Below are 18,833 nucleotides of genomic sequence, written 5' to 3'. Positions count from 1 at the left end.
GTAAATTTCCGCGCATTCTTGCAGAGCCCCTAACAGGGCGTGTTGTTACACGCTGCAGAATCAGCAAGAGAGTGCCAGGCACTCGTCGCAACACCTACAGGGGCGTCGCCAAGCGGTAAGGCAGCAGGTTTTGATCCTGCCATGCGTTGGTTCAAATCCAGCCGCCCCTGCCATATTCCTGAAAAGGGGACTGATTTATTTTCTAAACAGAAAATAAATCAGTCCCCTTTTTTGCTTTTTGCACTGTCGGCCCGGCTTACAGCCCTTCGTGCTGCGCCAGCCAGGTCCCCACCACGCGCCGATCCAGTTCCTCCCAATCCGCCATCCCCAACACCCGTGTGGTGTTCAAACCGCGCAAATAGCCACGCAACTGATGGGCCGTGGTACGCACTTGCTCCGAATCGGGCGCTTTTTCAGCCAGCACGGTTTCGTACTCGATCAGGTATTCAGCCACCCGGTCACGGAATTCTGGCAGGACGGCATCGCGGATCAGGTCAAACGTTCGCACGGAGAAATCCTTTTAGTTGGAGTCGGGCTGTCATGCAGTCTGCGCGTGGTGCAACTATCGGTTCAAGTAATAGTGACAATCAAGAAACGCAAGTTCTGCTTCGCCGGGCAATCATCGAAAATCGCCGCCATTGAAGACGCTGCTCAAGGAATATGCGCGATGAAGAGATTGACCCGACTGGCTGTTGTGCCTTTGCTGCTGGCTGGTTGCGCCTCCGCGCCGAACGACCCGACGCAGATCTTGCAGACCAAAAAAACGCCTGCCCAGTACGCTGATTGCGTAGTGCCGAAGCTACAGGGTGGCGCACTGGCCCCGACCGTCTCGCAAACCCAGCGCAGCTATCGGATCGTGGTGCCGAGCAAAGTCGCGGCGGACAACGTGCTTGAAGCCTACAAGGCCCCCAACGGCGGCAAGGTGTTTTTGTATGAACGCCACTTGCTGACATCGAGCTTCATGCCTTCGAGTTTCGAGCGTGCCGCGCAGGAATGCCTGTAACCCCTTCAATGCTTTAACGATGCTCCTTTGGTTGGCCGCAACCAACCAATTTTTTGCCCCGCGACTCATTGGGTCGCGGGGCTTTTTGCGTGCAGGTTCGGGGCCGTCAGTCCGGGAAGTTATCGCCGAACATGGGATGGCCACCGGCTGAACTTTCGCGGGTCGCCTCATCCTGGATAACGTCCCAATGCTCCACCATCACGCCGTCCTCGAGGCGAAGGATGTCGACCACGACCCAGTTTGCGGGCTGGCCGAGACCAGAGAACCGGCCATGCAGCATGACGAAATCGCCTTGCGCCACTGCGAGCTGGCATTCGTAACGCAGGTCGGGCGACCCCGCACCTCAGATCAGCCAGCCTGCCCGTTACGTGCGCTGGTAGCGTGAAGAGTATCAGCCCGTTTGGGTGTGGCGAGGAGCGTTCGTTATCGGGTGAGGGCGACAGAGGGTGCGCGCGGTATTACCCTGCGCGCCGGATCCGGAAACGGGGTTTTCGGCGAAGCCTGGGAGGTGTCGCGGGCCTGCGTCGCTGCTGTTTAAGGCTCGGTGCATTGTTGAACGAACCGATCAACCAGCCACTTCGCGGCGGGACCAGGAGGTTGATCCGTGCGATAGATGACGTCGAAGGCATAGATCCCGCTGCTGTATTCCGACAGGTTCAGGCGAACGAGGCGACCGGCATCCAAATCTTCCCTGACCATGGTGATGGGCATGTTCCCCCAGCCAATGCCTTCACGCAGCAACATGTGTTTTGCCCCCAGGTCTGCCAGGCGCCAGGTACGCGTACTGAGGACTGCGAAATCCTTGTCTTTTGTCAGCGGCGAACGATCGGACAGCACGAGTTGGATGAACTCACGTCCGGCACCTGGAACGTTCAGTTTCATTGAAACCAGCGGGTGATGTGGGGCTGCAACCGGAATCAACTCGACACTGCCAACCCCGATTCTTTCAATGCCATCAATCCCTTCATTCATCGGGCCGCTGACGCCGACCACCGCGCCGCCGTTAATCACCAGTTGGGTGACGGCGCCGAGCGCCTCCATATGCAGGTGGAGTGCAACGGTCGGAAATTCTTCTCGAAATGATTTGAGTGCATCGACTACGCGCTCGGCGGGGAGCATGACATCAAGCACCAAGTGAACTTCAGCTTCGAGTCCTTGCAGCAGGCCTTTTACTTTGGCCCGTAATCCATGAATACCGTTGGCGATGGTTCTGGCTTCGGCCAACACCGTGAGTCCGGCCTCAGTCAGTTGCGGCTTGCGTGTCGTATGACGGTCGAAAAGCGACACGCCGAGTTGCATCTCCAGGTTGGCGATTGAATAGCTGATCACCGAGGTGGCCCGGTGCAGTTTTCTTGCCGCCGCCGCAAAACTGCCGACTTCTACGACCGTCAGGAACACGCGCAATTGGTCCAGCGTCGGTGTGCCGGGTTCAGAAATCATGTCTGTTTTTCCTCGAGCGTATCGGTCGATATTAGTCCGAAATTGCAAGGTTCTCGCAGTGGCCTTGCCTGTTTTGTCGAATCTAATGATCTAAATTAGTCAGCTATTCAGGTTAGCTGGCGTGGCGCAAGATTTCTTCACTGCAGCGGTTCGTTCCGAATCGCGCACCCTCGAAGGAAATATTCCATGTCTCAGTCTGCAAACATCGCTCAATCAGCCACCTCTGAACAGAGCCGCTCCGACGCTACCCAAGCGTCGGCATCATTGATTGGCCGCGTATTACTCAGCGCCATTTTTATCCTGTCGGGTTTTTCGAAACTGGCGGCCCCGGCCATGATGATCGGTTACATCGGCTCCGTAGGGCTGCCTTTCCCAGCATTAGCCCTGGCACTGGCGGTCATTATTGAGATCGGCGGTGGCGTAGCGCTGGTGGTGGGTTATCGCGCCCGCGCCGTGGCCTCGGTACTGGCGCTGTTCAGTGTGGCCACCGCCCTGGCTTTCCATAACGCACTGGCGGATCAAAACCAGTTCATTCACTTCTTCAAAAATATCGCGATGGCCGGTGGCCTGTTGCAGGTCGTTGCCTTCGGCGCTGGCCGCTTCAGCCTCGACGCTCGCCGCCGCTGATTCGCTGCGTCATGCAGTCCTCATCACACGTCTTTTGAATAGTCGAGGCCACTCTGAAAGCCATACGCGTATACGAATACGGCAACCCTGAGGTTTTGCGCCTGGAAGACATCGCCGATCCCATTGCGGGTGCAGGCGAGGTACTGATCGAAGTCGCCGGCGCCGGGGTCAACCCAATCGATTGGAAAATACTGTCCGGGGAGAAAAAAGCGTTTATTGCGCTGCCATTACCTTTCACCCCGGGTGTGGAAGTGGCCGGTACGGTCATCGCGAAGGGGCCGGGAGTGACCGAGTTCGAGGTCGGCGATGAAGTGTTTGGTTTCATCAACATTGTTGGCGGGTACGCGAGCAAAGCGCTCGCTCCTGTTTCAACACTGGCCAGAAAACCCCGGTCACTGAGCGCACTTCAGGCCGGAGCTGTTCCGGCAGCGGCCCTGACGGCGTGGCAGGCGCTGACCGAGCACGCGTGTGTGCAACGGCGCCAGAAAGTGTTGATCCATGCGGCGGCGGGTGGCGTGGGTAGCATGGCGGTGCAGATCGCCAAGTACCTTGGGGCTGAAGTCATCGCCACCGCGTCTGCGGGCAATCATGCTTATCTGAAAAAAATCGGCGCGGATCAAACCATCGATTACACCGCCCTGGCCTTCGAGGAGTGGGTGTCCGGCGTTGATGTGGTGCTGGACCTGGTGGGGGGCGAAACACAAAACCGCTCGTTTGCGGTGCTGAGGCGAAATGGTGTGTTGATCTCGTCGGTGAGCGCCCCGAACATGTCGCTCGCCAACGACTACGATGTGACCCCCATGAACTTCACCACCCGATCGGACGGGAAGCAGCTTTCACTTATCGCTGAGTTGTTCGACAAGGGACGCATCACGGTTGAAGTCGAAGCGTATCCCTTGAGCGACGTGAAAGCGGCACTCGAAAAAAGCAGGGGCGGGCATGCTCGCGGCAAGATCGTCCTCGATACAACGGGCCTCAACGCCGCGCTGACAACTGCTGCGGTGCCAGAAACGCATCGTGGAAGTAGTTACGAAACGCCTGCATCGCCGGGCTGAATTCCCGTTCGCGATGCCATGCCAGTCCGACACTCATCGGCGTCACCTTGTCGGTGATCGTCATGGTTTCAATGCGTTTACCTTCCAGTGACCAGGGGCGGTGCACCAGGTCCGAGAGGATCGCTACGCCGCTGCCATTGGCGACCATGCTGCGCACCGCTTCGACTGAACTGGTGCGCACCCGCACGTTCGGTTGCTGGTGTGCATGTTCCCAGTAACGCATGGCGCTTTGTTCGGCTTCGTCGACGGTCAGCAGGATGTAGGGTTCCTTCGCTACGTCGGCGAGGCTGACCGCCGAACGTTCGCACAGCGGATGATGGCTGGGCAGCCATAACCGGCGTTCGGAGTTGAAGAGAATTTCCGAGACGATGTCCGGGTGGGTGAGGTTCGCGGTGAGCACCACCGCCATGTCGAATCGACCTTCCAGCAGGCCTTGCTCGATGGCGGTCCGCTCTTGTTCATGGACTTCGATGGCCACGTCCGGGTGCCAGTGTTCCAGCCGTTGCAGGTGATGCGGCAGAAAATAGCCGATCACGGTGTAACTCGCGGCCAAACGTAACAGGCCACTGGCGCGTATGTCGGGCAACGGACTGTTCAACGCGTCATCGACGCTGCGCAAAATCACGTACGCCCGATTCAGAAAGTGCCGTCCGGCATCGGTCAGGCTCATGCCCTGGGCCGAGCGCTGGAACAGCAGCGCACCGAGCATGGCTTCCAGTTCCTTGATCGCCGTGGTCACCGCCGACTGGGAAATATTCAGATGAATCGCTGCTTGAGAGATTTGCCCGATCTCGGCGGTGGCGACGAAATAGCGGACCTGGCGCAGGGTCAGTGACATGAACACTCCGGACAACGAGCTATCTGTTCTTCAGAAGCTATCTGTTTTTCAGAAGATGGCCTATCTGATAATAGATCTTCCCAAGGGGTTGGGAGGAATCTAACTTGGCTTGCATGAAGTCACAAGCGTCAGGAGCAAGCGTCATGCAAGCAGTAGATTTCAACTCGGACATGGGTGAAGGCTTCGGCCCATGGACCATCGGCGATGGCGTCGACAATGAGCTGATGGGCTTCATCAGTTCAGCCAATATCGCCACCGGTTTTCATGCCGGCGACCCCGGCACCATGCGCCGTACCATCGAACAGGCCAAGCGCCTGGGCGTGGCCATTGGCGCACATCCGGGGTTTCGCGACCTGGTCGGTTTTGGCCGTCGACACATCAATGCCCCGGCCCAGGAGCTGGTCGACGACATGCTCTATCAGTTGGGCGCCCTGCGTGAACTCGCCCGGGTTCAAGGCGTGGCGCTGCAACACATCAAACCCCACGGCGCGCTCTACATGCACCTGGCCCGAGACGAGGAGGCCGCCCGTTTGCTGGTGGAAAACCTCCAGCGCCTTGAGCCTGAGTTGCTGCTGTATTGCATGCCCGACTCTGTGATCTGGCGTGTCGCCAAAGAACTCGGCCAACCGGTGATCCGCGAGTTTTACGCCGACCGCGAGTACGACCTCAGCGGCTCCATCGTCTTCACCCGCAACGTGCGTGCTTACGATCCGGCCCAAGTCGCCGCTCGGGTGCTGCGCGCCTGTCAGGAAGGCGTGGTGCGCACGGTCGAGGGTCAGGACCTGGCGATTGAATTCGATTCGATCTGTTTGCACAGCGACACACCGGGCGCGTTGGCGTTGGTCGAGGCCACGCGTCATGCGCTCGATAGCGCCGGGATCGAGGTGCGCGCACCGCGCTGATGCCACACGAAAACACCTGGCACACAGACGCCAGGGTTTGCACACCGATTCATTTTTGCCTGCCTTTCTACAACTATTCCAAGAGGAACAGACATGGCCGAACACACTGTAATCACCCCATTGCCCGGGACCTTCTACCGCAAAGCCACCCCCGAATCGGCGAACTTCGTCGAGGTGGGTGCGCAGGTCAACGCCGACACGGTGATTGGCCTGATCGAGGTCATGAAGCAGTTTTCCGAACTGACCGCCGGGACGGCCGGTCGCCTCAGCGCATTCCTGGTAGAAGACGGTGATCCGGTGGAACCGGGTCAAGTCGTCGCAACACTCGACGACGAGTGAGGGCGCGATCATGACGCAAGCCATTCATAAATTGCTGATTGCCAATCGAGGCGAGATCGCCGTGCGGATTATCCGCGCGGCCAAAGCGCTGGGGATTCCCACCGTTGCCGCGTGCAGTGAGGCGGACGTCGATTCACAAGCCGCGCGCATGGCCGATGAAATCCACGTCCTGGGTCCGGCCCGCGCCGACAAAAGTTACCTCAACGTCGAGGCATTGCTGGGTGCGTTGAAAGCCACGGGCGCCAACGCGGTGCACCCCGGTTATGGCTTTCTCTCGGAGAACGCCGACTTCGCCGAAGCGGTCCTCGCTGCGGGCGCTATTTTCGTTGGCCCGAGCCCGGAGACAATCCGGCGCATGGGCGATAAAGCCGAGGCTCGGCGCACTGCGCAAGAGGCTGGCGTGCCAGTAGTGCCCGGTTCCCCCGGTGAACTGTTCGACGTTGAATCGACGCTCAAGGCTGCCGAATCCGTCGGTTTTCCACTATTGATCAAAGCCTCGGCCGGTGGCGGCGGGCGCGGTATTCGCCTGGCGGAAAACGCCCAACAACTGAGTGAAGAGTTTCCTCGTTCCCAGCGCGAAGCCCAGGCTGCCTTCGGCAATGGCGCGGTGTACCTGGAACGGTTTATCAGCAAGGCCCGGCACATTGAAGTGCAGGTTTTGGGTGACGGTCAGCACGCGGTGCATTTGTTCGAACGCGAGTGTTCGCTGCAACGTCGCCGGCAGAAAATATTCGAAGAAGCGCCGTCGCCAGTCCTCAGTCAGCAGCAACGCGAAACCCTCTGCGCCAGCGCCGTGCGCCTGACCGAATCCCTCGGCTATAAGGGCGCCGGGACCTTGGAGTATCTGTATGACGATGCGACCGGCGAGTTCTTCTTTATCGAAATGAACACACGGATTCAGGTTGAACACCCGGTCAGTGAGCTGATCACCGGGATCGACCTGGTCCAGGCGATGCTGCGCATTGCTGGCGGTGAACCGCTGGGCTTCAAGCAAAGTGATATCCAGCTCAACGGCGCCGCGTTGCAAATGCGTTTGAACGCCGAAGACCCGACGCGGGATTTTTCCCCAGCCCAGGTCTGGTCGAGGAACTGATCTGGCCGCAAGGCGAGGGCATTCGCGTCGACACGCATCTGTATCAAGGTTATCGCGTGCCGCCGTACTATGACTCGTTGCTGGCCAAGCTGATCGTTCACGGAGCGGACCGCGCCGAAGCCCTGGCCCGCGCGCGGGTTGCGGTGGCGCAAACCACGCTCACCGGCATGGCCAGCACCTTGGCGCTGCACGGCGAACTGCTGGAGCAACCGTGGCTGCACAGCGCCGACTTCCACACCGGCACCCTGGAAACCTGGCTGGCCGAGCGCCGCAGCGGAGGTGAAGCATGAGCACTCCAATCCGCTACAGCTTTGGCGCCGATGAGCATTTGTTTGCCGAAGTCAGCGACAGCATGTCCCTGGAAGCGTTCTTCAAAGGCATGGCCGTCACCCGTGCGGTCGAGCGGCTGGCGCTGGATGGTGTGCTGGATGTGTGCCTGGCCAATGCGTCATTCCAGATTCGTTTTGACCCGGATCGCATCGCCCCTCACACCTTGCTCGAAGCCGTGAAAGGCGCCGAGGCCGAGGCGGTCGCCGAACGTACGTTGCAGACGCGGATCATCGAGATTCCGGTGCTCTACAACGACCCCTGGACCCACGAAACCCTGATGCGCTTTCGCGATCGTCATCAAGACCCAAGCGCCACGGATCTTGAATATGCCGCGCGGATCAATGGCCTGGCGGACGTCGACGCGTTTATCGCTGCCCACAGTGGTGCACCATGGTTTGTCTCGATGGTCGGCTTCGTCGCGGGACTGCCTTTCATGTTCCAGATGGTCAAGCGCGAGCGTCAGTTGCAGGTGCCCAAGTACCTGCGGCCACGCACCGACACGCCGAAACTGACCCTGGGCCACGGCGGGTGCTTCGGCTGTATCTACTCGGTGCGCGGTGCCGGTGGTTATCAGATGTTTGGCGTCACGCCGGCACCGATCTACGACCCGCAGCAAAACCTCGCGTACCTGAAGGAACACATGGTGTTTTTCCGTCCGGGTGACATCGTGCAGTTCAAACCGATGGACCGTGAGGCCTACGACCACGCGGTGGCCGAAGTGGAAGCGGGGCGCTTTGATCTGCGGATTCGGCCGGTGGAGTTCTCGCTGGACGCGTTTCTGGCCGACCCCGTCGGCTACCCCAAGTCGCTGCAGGAGGTGTTGGCATGATCAAGGTCATCAAACCCGGTCTCGCCACCTCGGTACAGGACTTGGGCCGCGAAGGTTATTACCACTTGGGCATTCCGCCCTCCGGTGCACTCGATCAATACGCCTTGAGCGCAGCCAATCAACTGGTCGGCAACCCGGCAGGTTTGGCAGCGCTGGAATGCACGCTGCTCGGGCCTGAGTTGGAGTTTCAGCAGGATGCATTGGTAGCGGTCAGCGGCGCGCACATGACGCCACGGGTCGATGGCGTGGAAATGCACCACGACACCGCGTTCACCGTGAAGGCCGGGCAAGTGCTGCGCTTTGACTTTCCGAAGGCCGGTGCCCGTGCGTATTTGGCGGTGGCCGGTGGCATTGATGTGCCAATCGTACTCGGCAGTCGGTCGACCTATGCGCTCGGCGCACTGGGCGGTTTTCAGGGGCGTCGCCTGATCGCGGGCGACGAATTGCCCGTCGGCATCGCCAGTGGCAAGAGCCGCGCCGGGGCCAGTTTGCCCATGGCGTTGCGGCAGTCGCTGGGCGGCGAAATCACCCTGCGAGTGGTGCCGGGTCTGTACTACCACCGCTTGACCGAGTCTGCGGCGAAGAGTTTTTTGCCGAGCCGTGGACAGTCGGCTCGGAAGCCGACCGCATCGGCTATCGCTTCAAGGGCGGCAGCGTGCTGAGCTTTCAGCCGCGCGAACAACCGTTCGGCGCCGGTTCCGATCCGTCGAACATCGTCGACAGTTGCTACCCGATCGGCTCGATCCAGGTTCCCGCCGGGCTCGAACCGATTGTGTTGCACCGCGATGCCGTGTCCGGTGGCGGCTACGCGATGATCGGTACGGTGATCAGCGCCGATCTCGACTTGATCGGCCAGATGCAACCCAACCAGAAGGCCCGCTTTGTGGCGGTCACCCTCGAAGAGGCGCTGGAAGCGCGACGTTCCTATAAGAAAAAACTCAGCTGCCTGAGCAAGCTGTTCCCTTCCTGATTCTGCCCGCCGCAACGCGCGGGTAATGCCAAACGGTACGCCAACGCCGCACTTCGGTGCGGTGGCGGCTGCCCGCGCTTCAACCTTTGACTGGTTCTGGAGTTCACGCATATGGCTGCTTTATCGCAATCGAGTCAAACCGGGCAAGACCCGGCCAATCAACCTGTTCCCGCCGAAGCGCGCATGGGCCGATTGTCCCTGACCATGGCCTGGTGGGCGGTGTGCAGTGCGATGTTCTACATCGTGGTCGGTGCTTCCCTGGCGTTGTCGTTCGGTGCGCGCAATGCGCTGATCGGGATGGTCCTGTCGGTGATCAGTTACGGTCTGGTCAACAGTGTGCTTAGTCGCTTCGCCATCCGCAGCGGCTTGTCGGTGGCGCTGTTTTCACGGCTGCTGTTCGGCAGCACCGGGGCGTGTCTGGCGACCTTGATCTTCTTCTCCACGGCGATCTATTACGCGGTGTTCGAAGGCTCGGTGATTGCCGTCGCGCTCCATCACCTGTACCCGGAACTTGTCTATCCGCTGGCCGCACTCATCGTGGTGCTGTACAGCGTGCCAATGATCCTGGGCAGCGTGCAGCACTGGCTGGACAAGCTCAACGGCGTGTTGCTGCCGGTATACCTGGGCGGCTTGCTGGTGGCGGTGGGGCTGTCGATCAGCCGTTATGGCTATCAGCCGCAATGGCTGGATTTCGGCCCGGCAACGCCCAGCGCTTTCGGCTGGTGGGACTGCTTCGTCGCGTACATGGGCGTCTGGGTGTTGATGCTGTTCACCTTCGATTACGCCCGTTTCGGCAAGCCTGAGGACGCCGAGTATCACGGTCGCTGGAACTTCGGCATGCCGTTCTATGCAGTGACTTTCCTGCTCAATGGCGCGGCCGGCATTTACCTGGTCAGCAGCATTCCCCACGAAGGCGCACTGAATGAAGTCTCGGTGGTGATGGCTATTTTGCAGTTGATGGGCTTGTGGGGATTGCTGTTTGTCTGGGCCACGCAAACCCGGATCAACACCGCCAATTACTACCTGGCGACGCTGAACATGCAGGCCTTCTTTGCGCGCTTTGGCATTCGTGGTTCGTACTTGATGTGGGCATTGGCGGTCGGTGTGATCGTCTACGGCTTGATGCTCGCCGACGTGTTTGCCTACATCCTCAAAGCGTTGGCCTATCAGGGGATTTTCGTGGTGGCCTGGGTGGGCGTGGCGTTGGCGCAGATTCTCTATGGGCGCAGTGACGTGGCGGCGCTCGAGCGGGTGACCGCGTTTAATCCGGCAGGTTTGGCGGCGTGGTTTGGCGCTACGGCATTGGGGCTTGCGTTGATGTTTTCTGGTGGTGGTTTGAGCAGCTTTTCTGCGCCCTCGACGGTAATCGCTGCGTTTGCGTTGCAGGCAGGGTTGTCGCGCCGTAGCCGGTTACCGTTGCAGTTGGCGGAGTAGGGCCTGGCAGTCATTCATTTCGTACCCGCCCTGCGCCGATCGGTAGGGCGGTTACCGGGATGTTTTTCGAGCGTCGGCTATCGGCTGTGGGTTCAACTGCTCGATGCAACGTAAATCTCAAGATCGCGTAACCGAACTGTCATATGCGAGGCCTCTAATGCGTTTCAAGATATTGCGGCGGCTCAAATGCTTGGCATCAGCGCTGCAAAACTGCCGATGCATGGGTAACGGATTGCCTTGGATGAACAAGTCCGTCGGCAGGGTGAATTACCCTGTGAACGAGATCCATGATGATCAAGAAACTAGCCGCACCCCTCGTTGGCGCTTTGCTGGGGGGCGTGATGTTGCCTGCCCACGCGGACTTCATCGACGACAGCCATGCCGACTTGACCCTGCTCAATCGCTACCTCAATCAACAAGGCCGTGATGTGGTGGGTAGCACCGCCAAGGCCAAGAGTTACCGCGACTGGGGCCAGGGTTTCCAGTTCAATTTCCGCTCCGGTTATACCGACGGTGCTGTGGGTTTCGGCCTCGATCTTGAGGCGTTTTACGGCCTCAAGCTCGACTCTGGTGGTGACCTGAATGACAAGGATCACCAGAGTCGTTATCCCGGCAGCATGTTCCCGCTGGATGACGGAAAATCCGCCAACGACTTTAGTGTCTTGAGCCCGACCTTCAAGATGCGCTTCCTCCAGGATGAGTTGCGCGTGGGTATGCTCAACCAAAATAACCCGATGCTGGCCAACACCGATGGGCGTCTGTACCACCAGACCAACACCGGCGTGCAACTGGTGTCGAAAGACCTGTCTGACTTCACCTTCACGGGTGGCGACATCGTCCGGACGAAAATCCGCAATGAAAGCAACGACAGTGACATGACCACTGGCGGCGGTGCGAAACTCAGCGACCGCTTCCTCTATGGCGGTGCTGACTACACAGGCCTGGCGGACACCACCTTAAGCCTGTGGTACTCCAATCTTCAGGACTACTACCAACAAGCCTTCATCGGCGCCAAACACACCACCGCGCTGCCAGTCGGCAGCCTCCTCAGTGATTTTCGCGCCTACCGCAGCTTGGGCGTAGGCGGCAACGCGGATGGCGACAGCGACTTTGCCACCGCGGGTTCTTACGGTGACGGCTCGACCAAGGGGCGTATCAACCAGTCCACTATCAGCCTGATGGAAAGCTACAGCCTGGCGGGCCACACCATTGGCTTGGGGGCCCAGAAAAACACTGGTGACAGTGACTTCCCTTACCTGGACTCCGGGCTGAACAGTGGCGATGCCCGACAAGGTCCTGGCTCCGGCGCTGATACACCGGCGTTGACCAACCTGCAACTGAACAAATTCCAGCATGCTGGCGAAGAAACCTGGATGGCTCAATACAAATACGACTTCGGTCTGTTGGGCATCAAAGGCCTTGGCTTTATGGCCGCCTACGCGCACGGCGATAAGATCAAGGTAGCTAAAGGCGGCGACAGCGAATGGGAGCGCGACTTGGCGCTGAGCTATCAGGTGCCTGATGGCAAGTTGAAGGGACTGGGCGTGACCTGGAAAAACGCCCAGGCCAACCCGAGCCTGACGGGCCAGACCAAGCAGGATGAAAACCGGCTCTACGTGAGTTATGTCGTACCGCTTTGGTAAGCACTGATGGTGCAAAAAAGCCCGCAAATGCGGGTTTAATGAAATGGTCAGCCTGACCGAGAAGCCCTGCAGGTTTACGCTTGCAGGGCTTTTCTCGTTTTCGGCGCAGGATCCCTCATGAACACGATGGCTCCATCAATAGTCGCCGCATTGGATCTTTCCTTATCAAACTGCCGCTCTAGACTGGCTCCAAACCATTGGCCAATCGGAAACAAACCCATGCTCGCACACGACTTCGACTGCCAACCCAATTTGTGCGGGAGCACCCTGAGACTTAAACCTCTGGCCGACAGTGATTTTGTAGGCATGTATCAGGCGGCGGCTGATCCGGATATTTGGGCCGGCCATCCTGCCAAGGATCGCTACAAGTGCGAGGTGTTCGAGGTGTACTTCGCCTCTCTACTGGCTACGAAGAAGGCGCTCGCAGTCATCGATATTGAGTCGGGAGAGATTGTCGGCACGTCAAGCTACTACGCGCCGCCGGATCTGCCCGACAGTATCGCCATCGGTTTTACCTTTTTGGTGCGTGCGAAATGGGGGGCAATTCTAATCGCGAGCTGAAGCGACTGATGGTGGAGCATGCATTCAAGGCCCACGAAATCGTATATTTCCACATCGCGCCTTCGAACACTCGTTCGCAAAAAGCCACGATGAAGTTGGGTGCAGTGCACTTGTATGACGCCGAGTTGAAAATTTCCACTGCGCCTGCCTCGGCGAAGTGTTACGGACTGACGCGAGCTCAATGGGAGGCGTCGTGCGGGTGAAAAGGGGCGGTCACTCATTTATGGGATGTGCCAATCCAAAACGCGCCTTGAGCAAGCGCGGCTAGGCACGTTCACGCCGCTATAGTCGACTCTATTGCCGACCGTACTTCCAGGAGCCTTGCCCCAGTGTCTGACATGCCGACCCACTTCGCTTACACCAAACGCTTCAACGCCGTGCTCGCCTACATTGATGACAATCTCGAAGGTGACCTGTCGGTGAAGACGTTGAGCCATGTGGCGAATTTTTCGGCGTTTCACTTCCATCGACAATTCACCGCGTTCGTCGGTGTGCCGGTTTCACGTTATGTGCAACTGATGCGGCTACGACGCGCGGCGCATTGTCTGGCGTCCCTTGCGGATCACTCGGTACTGGAGGCGGCACTCGGTGCCGGCTTCGAAAGTCCCGAGTCATTTTCCAGGGCGTTCAGGCGGGCGTTCGGTATGGCGCCGAGCGCGTTTCGGAAGGAACCAAACTGGCAGGTCTGGCATGCGGTGTTTGCCATCCCTCACTTTTCCAGGACTATCATCATGCAAGTACGAATCGTGGAATTCCCTGAACTCAGGGTCGCAGCGCTTGAGCACTGCGGCCCCACCGGGCTCGTCAATGAGAGCGTGCGTACGTTCATCGAGTGGCGTAAGCAGAGCGGGCAGTCGCCGGTGGCATCGAGTCGCAGCTTTGGCATTCCCTATGGCAACCCCGATACCACACCTGCGCAAGCATTCCGCTTCGCAATCTGCGGCGAGATTCACGAGGCGGTGAAACCGAATGAGTTCGGCGTGCGCGAGCTCGTCATTGCTGGCGGTCGCTGCGTCGTGGTGCGACACGTGGGGTCACCGGATCACATCGGCGAAACGATCTATCCGATTTACCGTGATTGGCTTCCTGCCAGTGGCGAGGAGCTTCGTGACCAGCCGTTGTTTTTCCATTACCTGAGCGTCTATCCCGAGACACCGCAGGACCAATGGCAAACGGATGTGTATGTTCCGCTGCAATAGTGGGACGCGCAGCTTTTGACCCTGAACGGACGTTGACGAATGTCCGCCCAGGGCCGTTTGCCCCCTTCGCGACGGGCAGTTAACAGCCATAAACCGACGATACACATTGCTCCGAGACCGTTAATCACGCGCCTTTGAATCTTGTTTGGATAGCTCCCTCCTTTGCTTACCTCCCCATGCAGCATGGTTGAACCACCGTCATGGGTCTGATGAACAATGATCTTTTGTCAGTCGGCAGCCCCGGTAGTTAACTCGCGCCTCGCACAGTTCTGTGACGAGCCCCGAAACAAAACTATAAGAGGGTAGACCGATGGTGAGCAGTACTTCGTTGCTATGGGTGTTATTCGCCGCGATCATCATGATCGTAGTGTTGATCGTCAGGTTCAGGGTGCATGCATTCCTGGCACTGATCGCCGCGAGTGCAGTGGTGGGTGTCGGTTCGGGCATGCCGTTGACCTCCATGCTGACCTCGTTCCAGAAAGGCATGGGCGATACGCTGGGATTTCTGGCCGCCATCATTGGACTGGGCAGCATCCTCGGTAAAATGCTTGAGGAATCCGGGGGAGCAGAGCGCATTGCACAGACTCTGTTAGCAGCCCTGGGCAAGCAACGGGCCTCATGGGTCATGATGCTGGTCGGCTTCATTGCCGGGATCCCGGTGTTCTTTGAGGTCGGTTATATTTTGCTGATCCCTCTGGTCTATGTCGTGGCCAAGGAAACCAGGATCAATCTGTTGTACCTGGGTGTGCCACTCGGTATTTCGCTTATGTGCGTGCATTGCATGCTCCCGCCCCATCCGGCGGCCATGGCGATCACCAATATGCTGGGTGCCGACGTCGGCAAGGTGATCCTTTACGGCCTGTTGGTAGGCCTGCCGACCGCCATCGTGGCGGGACCGTTATGGATTCGGCTGGTGGCGCGCATCGACGCACCGGCTACACAAGAGGCCTTCCTGAAGGAGCGTTGCGAGGCACGCAGTGCCCGTCTTTTGCCAGGCTTCTGGTTGACGTTGTTCACCATCCTCCTACCGCTGGTTCTGATGGTCGGCAAAACGTTTGCCGTAACCCTGCCAATAGACTCGACAGGGTTCGCATTGATCTCGTTTCTTGGCCATCCACTGGTAGCGCTGGTGATCGCCGTGGTCTTTGCTTATTGGTCGCTGGGTCTGCGTCGGGGCTTATCGATGCAGGATTTGTTGGGGCACACCCAGAAAAGCTTGCCGCCGCTGGCCAGTATTTTACTGATCATCGGTGCAGGGGGCGCCTTCAACGGCATCCTCATCGATAGTGGCATTGGCAAGGTGCTGGCCGAATCTCTGACTCAGCTGGACATCAATCCGGTGGTCTTGGCCTGGTTGGTGGCGGGTCTCATGCACTTCGCGGTGGGCTCCGCGACCGTGGCCATGATGAGCGCCGCAGCAATTGTGATGCCGACGCTGGCAGCGCACTCGGGCTACAGCAAGGAAATCATCGTAATCGCCATCGGGGCCGGCGCCATCGGCTGGACCCATGTCACTGACTCGGCGTTCTGGGTAGTGAAGGAATACCTGGGCGTGTCGCTGGCCGACGCACTCAAGACCTTCACCTCTGCCACGGTGCTGGCGTCGATCATTGCCCTGTTGCTGACACTGACCCTTTCTCACTTCGTTTAAGTCTTTCGCAGCCCTTTCACTGAATGCAGGAGTCACCATTAATGATTGCAGGCAAAACGCTGGATAACTGGAAAACCAGCCACCCGCTGATCAAGGATCTGGTGGATTTGCGTGAAACCACCTGGTTCACACCGGTGCGTGCACCGACCGCCGAAGCCTTGAAAGACCTTTCGTTGAATGCCCACGATGTGGCGGATGCCAGTTTCCGGTTGAACCGCTTCGCGGCGTACTTTCAATCTGCCTTCCCCGAAACACTGCCAAATCACGGCATCATAGAGTCGGACATCCAGCCGCTGCCTTCGCTGCGGGCGGCTTTGAGCGCAAGGTATGGCCAGGCGCTGCCGGGGGCGCTCTGGATCAAGAAGGACAGCCACTTGCCCATCTCGGGCTCTGTAAAAGCCCGTGGCGGCATCTATGAAGTGCTCAAGCATGCTGAACGACTCGCCCTTGAAGCCGGATTGCTTACGCTGGATGGCAACTATGCAGTGCTCGACACACCGCAGGCCCAAGCGTTCTTCAGTCAATACCGTATTGCTGTGGGCTCCACCGGCAATCTAGGGTTATCCATCGGGCTTATGGGGGCCAGACTGGGCTTTCAGGTCACCGTGCACATGTCCGCCGATGCACGCCAATGGAAGAAGGACAAACTGCGCGCCCATGGCGTGATCGTTATGGAATATGCCAGCGACTACAGCATTGCGGTGGCACAGGGGCGCCAGCAAGCGAAGGACGATCCAGGCTGTCATTTCGTCGATGACGAAAACTCAACCGACCTGTTTCTTGGCTACGCGGTGGCGGCTGAACGCCTGAGTCGGCAATTGAGCGCGGCGGGCCTGAGTGTCGATGCCGAGCATCCGCTGTTCGTCTACCTGCCTTGCGGTGTCGGTGGGGGCCCTGGCGGAGTGGCGTTTGGCTTGAAGCTGGTCTTCGGTGACGCGGTTCACTGTATATTCGCCGAACCTACTCATTCGCCCTGCATGTTTCTCGGTGTCTACACCGGGCTGCATGACGAGGTGTCGGTACAGGATTTTGGTATCGACAACATTACCGCAGCCGATGGGCTTGCCGTGGGGCGCGCCTCGGGGTTTGTCGGCCGGTCCATGCAACGTTTGATCGACGGTTATTACACCGTCAGCGATGACGAACTGCATGCCTTGCTCTGGCTGACCGCTGATAGCGAAGGGCTGAATCTGGAACCGTCGGCTTTGGCTGGCGTCCCAGGCGTTGCACGTCTACATGCGCATCACGCCGAGTACTTGCAGCGAAGTGGCCTGAGGGTAGAGGCTTACGCCCGTGCCACCCACCTGATATGGGCCACGGGTGGCAGCATGGTCCCCGAACCCGAGATGCAAGCTTACCTGGCGCAAGGCGCGCAAGTGCTTAACGGCTGAAAACGACGGTATGCCCCGGGCGCATGATCGGCGTTCGGGGCATGGGAAGTGGCGTTGATACATTGAAAAGGGGAAGTTGCGACTTGTTCAACCTACCGCCTCGACTGGATGCAAAGCTCAACAGCAGCCAGTTCTCGAACCTGTTCACCTTTCAGGTCGCCGCGCGTCATCTCAGTTTCACCAAAGCCGCCGACGAGTTGTGCCTGACCGCCAGCGCTGTCAGCCATCGCATCGCCCGGCTGGAAGCGGAGCTGTCGATTCAACTGTTCGAGCGGCTGACCCGCCGGGTGCAGTTGACGGAAGCCGGCGAGCGCATCTTCGAGATTTTGCAGCGAACGCTGGGTGACCTCTCCGAGGTCCTCGCCCAGCCAGTTGACGCCGAGCTGGCCGGGCCGCTGACGCTCTACGCCCACCCCTCTATCGCACACGCCTGGCTGGTGCCGCGCCTGGCGGAGTTCGGTGCGCGATTCCCCGGGGTGACGCTGGACCTTCGCGTGGGCAATGACAGCATCGATTTTCGGTCTCGAAAGATTGATCTGGCGCTGTATTACGGCAATGGAGAATTCCATGGCCTGATCTCACACAAACTGATGCAAGAACGGGTCGCGCCGGTCTGTAGCCCTGAATACGCCGATCGCCATCGGTTGTTCGACTCGGTGCAGCAACTGGAGCATTGCACATTGCTGCATGATTCGTTGGCCTGGGACCATGCAGCCTTTGATTCCGAATGGGCTATGTGGGTCAGATACCATGGTGCTGGTGTCCCCATGCCGAAACGGGGGTGACCTTTGATCGCTCGGATTTGTGTGTGACCGCCGCAATCAATCATGCGGGGCTGGCGATCGGGCGAGAACAACTGGTCAGCGGGCCGATCCAGCAAGGTAAATTGGTCCTGCCGTTTGGTGGCTTTGCGCGGTGTGGCGAATACGATTACTACATCGTGCATCCGGCACTTGAGCCGTTACCACGACGAGTGTCTTCATTCATTGAATGGCTGTATCAATGCGCGTCGCAGCCCCAGGGAATCTGATATCTCTACGGGACACATAGAGCAGACAGATGCTTGTCCGTTCCTGGCTGATTCTGGACGGTAGCCATCGGCAGCTTTCATGAAAAGGGGACAGGTTTATTTTCTATTTGTCCCTTTTTTGCCTCTCTTCGACGCGTCTGGTTATTAATGTTTGCACTTCGCCAACACCACTTGGCAGGTACTCGGCGTGCCACCGGATCGGCCGGCATAGCGCGCGCAATTATCCAGGGATTTTTGGCGAGCCATGCTCAAGGTGTCACCCCAAGCCAGTCCGCCCTCGCCGGAAGTGGGTAGCGCTTTTGCATAGCAGCTGGAGCCTGTGTTTGATGTCGAATAGCGAGCCGTGGCAGATTTGCTCGAACATCCCGCTGTCAGCGCCAGGTTGATGGCGAGCAGGGCGAATAAGACCCACGAGGTGCATTGATGCTCGGTTTTTCCGTTCATCCCATTCCCCTGGATAAAGAGGTTAGAGGTGCGTTTGTGGTCGTACTCTACTCA

At 58.8% G+C, this 18,833-nt stretch carries 17 protein-coding genes, 1 tRNA gene and 3 pseudogenes; 16 read left to right on the top strand and 5 right to left on the bottom strand.

What is annotated here, in order from left to right:
• The first annotated feature begins 98 nt into the window (after positions 1–98).
• Positions 99–173, top strand: a tRNA-Gln gene (locus RHM58_RS29660).
• Between the two features lie 83 nt (positions 174–256).
• On the opposite strand, the gene RHM58_RS29655 is transcribed toward RHM58_RS29660, so the two are convergent.
• Positions 257–508 carry a hypothetical protein gene (locus RHM58_RS29655; RefSeq protein WP_201254987.1) on the bottom strand — a complete coding sequence of 84 codons (252 nt, stop codon included), beginning with the start codon at positions 506–508 and terminating at the stop codon, positions 257–259.
• Between the two features lie 159 nt (positions 509–667).
• Here RHM58_RS29655 and RHM58_RS29650 point away from each other — a divergent pair, with 159 nt between their 5' ends.
• A complete protein-coding gene (locus tag RHM58_RS29650; RefSeq protein WP_322268948.1) occupies positions 668–1,003 on the top strand; it encodes a hypothetical protein in 336 nt (111 codons plus the stop codon).
• A gap of 106 nt (positions 1,004–1,109) precedes the next feature.
• Here RHM58_RS29650 and RHM58_RS29645 read toward each other — a convergent pair whose 3' ends face one another.
• Entirely contained in the window at positions 1,110–1,328 is a 219-nt protein-coding gene (locus RHM58_RS29645; protein ID WP_323570172.1) for a hypothetical protein, read from the bottom strand.
• Between the two features lie 209 nt (positions 1,329–1,537).
• Positions 1,538–2,443 (bottom strand): LysR family transcriptional regulator, encoded by a 906-nt coding sequence (locus RHM58_RS29640; protein WP_201254985.1) that lies wholly within the window; start codon positions 2,441–2,443, stop codon positions 1,538–1,540.
• 186 nt (positions 2,444–2,629) lie between these two features.
• Between RHM58_RS29640 and RHM58_RS29635 the strand changes: the two genes are divergently transcribed.
• Positions 2,630–3,070 (top strand): DoxX family protein, encoded by a 441-nt coding sequence (locus RHM58_RS29635; RefSeq protein WP_322268947.1) that lies wholly within the window; start codon positions 2,630–2,632, stop codon positions 3,068–3,070.
• A gap of 53 nt (positions 3,071–3,123) precedes the next feature.
• Positions 3,124–4,125 carry an NADP-dependent oxidoreductase gene (locus tag RHM58_RS29630; RefSeq protein ID WP_322270918.1) on the top strand — a complete coding sequence of 334 codons (1,002 nt, stop codon included), beginning with the start codon at positions 3,124–3,126 and terminating at the stop codon, positions 4,123–4,125.
• On the opposite strand, the gene RHM58_RS29625 is transcribed toward RHM58_RS29630, so the two are convergent.
• Entirely contained in the window at positions 4,046–4,963 is a 918-nt protein-coding gene (locus RHM58_RS29625; protein WP_201254983.1) for a LysR family transcriptional regulator, read from the bottom strand. The two genes, RHM58_RS29630 and RHM58_RS29625, sit on opposite strands and share 80 nt — an antisense overlap.
• A gap of 143 nt (positions 4,964–5,106) precedes the next feature.
• On the opposite strand from RHM58_RS29625, the gene RHM58_RS29620 reads away from it, so the two are divergent.
• From RHM58_RS29620 to dsdC, 12 genes and pseudogenes are all read left to right on the top strand, one after another.
• Entirely contained in the window at positions 5,107–5,865 is a 759-nt protein-coding gene (locus tag RHM58_RS29620; RefSeq protein ID WP_322268946.1) for a 5-oxoprolinase subunit PxpA, read from the top strand.
• Positions 5,866–5,958: 93 nt separating this feature from the next.
• Positions 5,959–6,204 (top strand): acetyl-CoA carboxylase, encoded by a 246-nt coding sequence (locus RHM58_RS29615; RefSeq protein ID WP_201254981.1) that lies wholly within the window; start codon positions 5,959–5,961, stop codon positions 6,202–6,204.
• A gap of 10 nt (positions 6,205–6,214) precedes the next feature.
• Positions 6,215–7,587: pseudogene (locus RHM58_RS29610) on the top strand (acetyl-CoA carboxylase biotin carboxylase subunit).
• Entirely contained in the window at positions 7,584–8,456 is an 873-nt protein-coding gene (locus RHM58_RS29605) for a 5-oxoprolinase subunit B family protein (protein WP_201254979.1), read from the top strand. Before RHM58_RS29610 ends, RHM58_RS29605 begins: the two are co-directional and overlap by 4 nt.
• A pseudogene (locus RHM58_RS29600) lies at positions 8,453–9,426 on the top strand (biotin-dependent carboxyltransferase family protein). Before RHM58_RS29605 ends, RHM58_RS29600 begins: the two are co-directional and overlap by 4 nt.
• Before the next feature lie 111 nt (positions 9,427–9,537).
• Entirely contained in the window at positions 9,538–10,860 is a 1,323-nt protein-coding gene (locus tag RHM58_RS29595) for a purine-cytosine permease family protein (protein WP_322268945.1), read from the top strand.
• Between the two features lie 290 nt (positions 10,861–11,150).
• Positions 11,151–12,503, top strand: coding sequence for an OprD family outer membrane porin (locus RHM58_RS29590; protein WP_322268944.1), 1,353 nt, complete (start codon positions 11,151–11,153; stop codon positions 12,501–12,503).
• Positions 12,504–12,722: 219 nt separating this feature from the next.
• Positions 12,723–13,064, top strand: coding sequence for a GNAT family N-acetyltransferase (locus tag RHM58_RS29585; RefSeq protein WP_322268943.1), 342 nt, complete (start codon positions 12,723–12,725; stop codon positions 13,062–13,064).
• 329 nt (positions 13,065–13,393) lie between these two features.
• The gene (locus RHM58_RS29580) at positions 13,394–14,263 is read left to right on the top strand and encodes an AraC family transcriptional regulator (protein ID WP_322268942.1); all 870 of its coding nucleotides are present in this window, start codon (positions 13,394–13,396) and stop codon (positions 14,261–14,263) included.
• Positions 14,264–14,573: 310 nt separating this feature from the next.
• Positions 14,574–15,914 carry a gluconate:H+ symporter gene (locus tag RHM58_RS29575; protein WP_322268941.1) on the top strand — a complete coding sequence of 447 codons (1,341 nt, stop codon included), beginning with the start codon at positions 14,574–14,576 and terminating at the stop codon, positions 15,912–15,914.
• Positions 15,915–15,955: 41 nt separating this feature from the next.
• On the top strand, positions 15,956–17,305 hold the full coding sequence (gene dsdA / locus RHM58_RS29570; RefSeq protein WP_322268940.1) for a D-serine ammonia-lyase: 1,350 nt from the start codon (positions 15,956–15,958) through the stop codon (positions 17,303–17,305).
• An 83-nt stretch (positions 17,306–17,388) separates the two neighbouring features.
• Positions 17,389–18,335 (top strand): annotated as a pseudogene (dsdC, locus tag RHM58_RS29565) (DNA-binding transcriptional regulator DsdC).
• Positions 18,336–18,479: 144 nt separating this feature from the next.
• Here dsdC and RHM58_RS29560 read toward each other — a convergent pair.
• The gene (locus tag RHM58_RS29560) at positions 18,480–18,779 is read right to left on the bottom strand and encodes a hypothetical protein (RefSeq protein WP_322268939.1); all 300 of its coding nucleotides are present in this window, start codon (positions 18,777–18,779) and stop codon (positions 18,480–18,482) included.
• Positions 18,780–18,833 lie beyond the last annotated feature (54 nt).

This window comes from Pseudomonas sp. 10S4 (assembly GCF_034344865.1).
Taxonomy (GTDB): domain Bacteria; phylum Pseudomonadota; class Gammaproteobacteria; order Pseudomonadales; family Pseudomonadaceae; genus Aquipseudomonas.
The sequence above is the reverse complement of the archived record's forward strand: the minus strand, read 5'-3'. Positions and strand labels throughout refer to the sequence as shown.

What these genes read in the sequence shown, in the direction of transcription:
- RHM58_RS29585 (WP_322268943.1), top strand. Translation starts at nt 12,723, where the DNA reads ATGCTCGCACACGACTTCGACTGCCAACCCAATTTGTGCGGGAGCACC.
- RHM58_RS29575 (WP_322268941.1), top strand. Translation starts at nt 14,574, where the DNA reads ATGGTGAGCAGTACTTCGTTGCTATGGGTGTTATTCGCCGCGATCATC.
- RHM58_RS29560 (WP_322268939.1), bottom strand. Translation starts at nt 18,779, where the DNA reads ATGAACGGAAAAACCGAGCATCAATGCACCTCGTGGGTCTTATTCGCC.
- RHM58_RS29650 (WP_322268948.1), top strand. Translation starts at nt 668, where the DNA reads ATGAAGAGATTGACCCGACTGGCTGTTGTGCCTTTGCTGCTGGCTGGT.
- RHM58_RS29605 (WP_201254979.1), top strand. Translation starts at nt 7,584, where the DNA reads ATGAGCACTCCAATCCGCTACAGCTTTGGCGCCGATGAGCATTTGTTT.
- RHM58_RS29595 (WP_322268945.1), top strand. Translation starts at nt 9,538, where the DNA reads ATGGCTGCTTTATCGCAATCGAGTCAAACCGGGCAAGACCCGGCCAAT.
- RHM58_RS29615 (WP_201254981.1), top strand. Translation starts at nt 5,959, where the DNA reads ATGGCCGAACACACTGTAATCACCCCATTGCCCGGGACCTTCTACCGC.
- dsdA (WP_322268940.1), top strand. Translation starts at nt 15,956, where the DNA reads ATGATTGCAGGCAAAACGCTGGATAACTGGAAAACCAGCCACCCGCTG.
- RHM58_RS29635 (WP_322268947.1), top strand. Translation starts at nt 2,630, where the DNA reads ATGTCTCAGTCTGCAAACATCGCTCAATCAGCCACCTCTGAACAGAGC.
- RHM58_RS29620 (WP_322268946.1), top strand. Translation starts at nt 5,107, where the DNA reads ATGCAAGCAGTAGATTTCAACTCGGACATGGGTGAAGGCTTCGGCCCA.
- RHM58_RS29640 (WP_201254985.1), bottom strand. Translation starts at nt 2,443, where the DNA reads ATGATTTCTGAACCCGGCACACCGACGCTGGACCAATTGCGCGTGTTC.
- RHM58_RS29590 (WP_322268944.1), top strand. Translation starts at nt 11,151, where the DNA reads ATGATCAAGAAACTAGCCGCACCCCTCGTTGGCGCTTTGCTGGGGGGC.
- RHM58_RS29625 (WP_201254983.1), bottom strand. Translation starts at nt 4,963, where the DNA reads ATGTCACTGACCCTGCGCCAGGTCCGCTATTTCGTCGCCACCGCCGAG.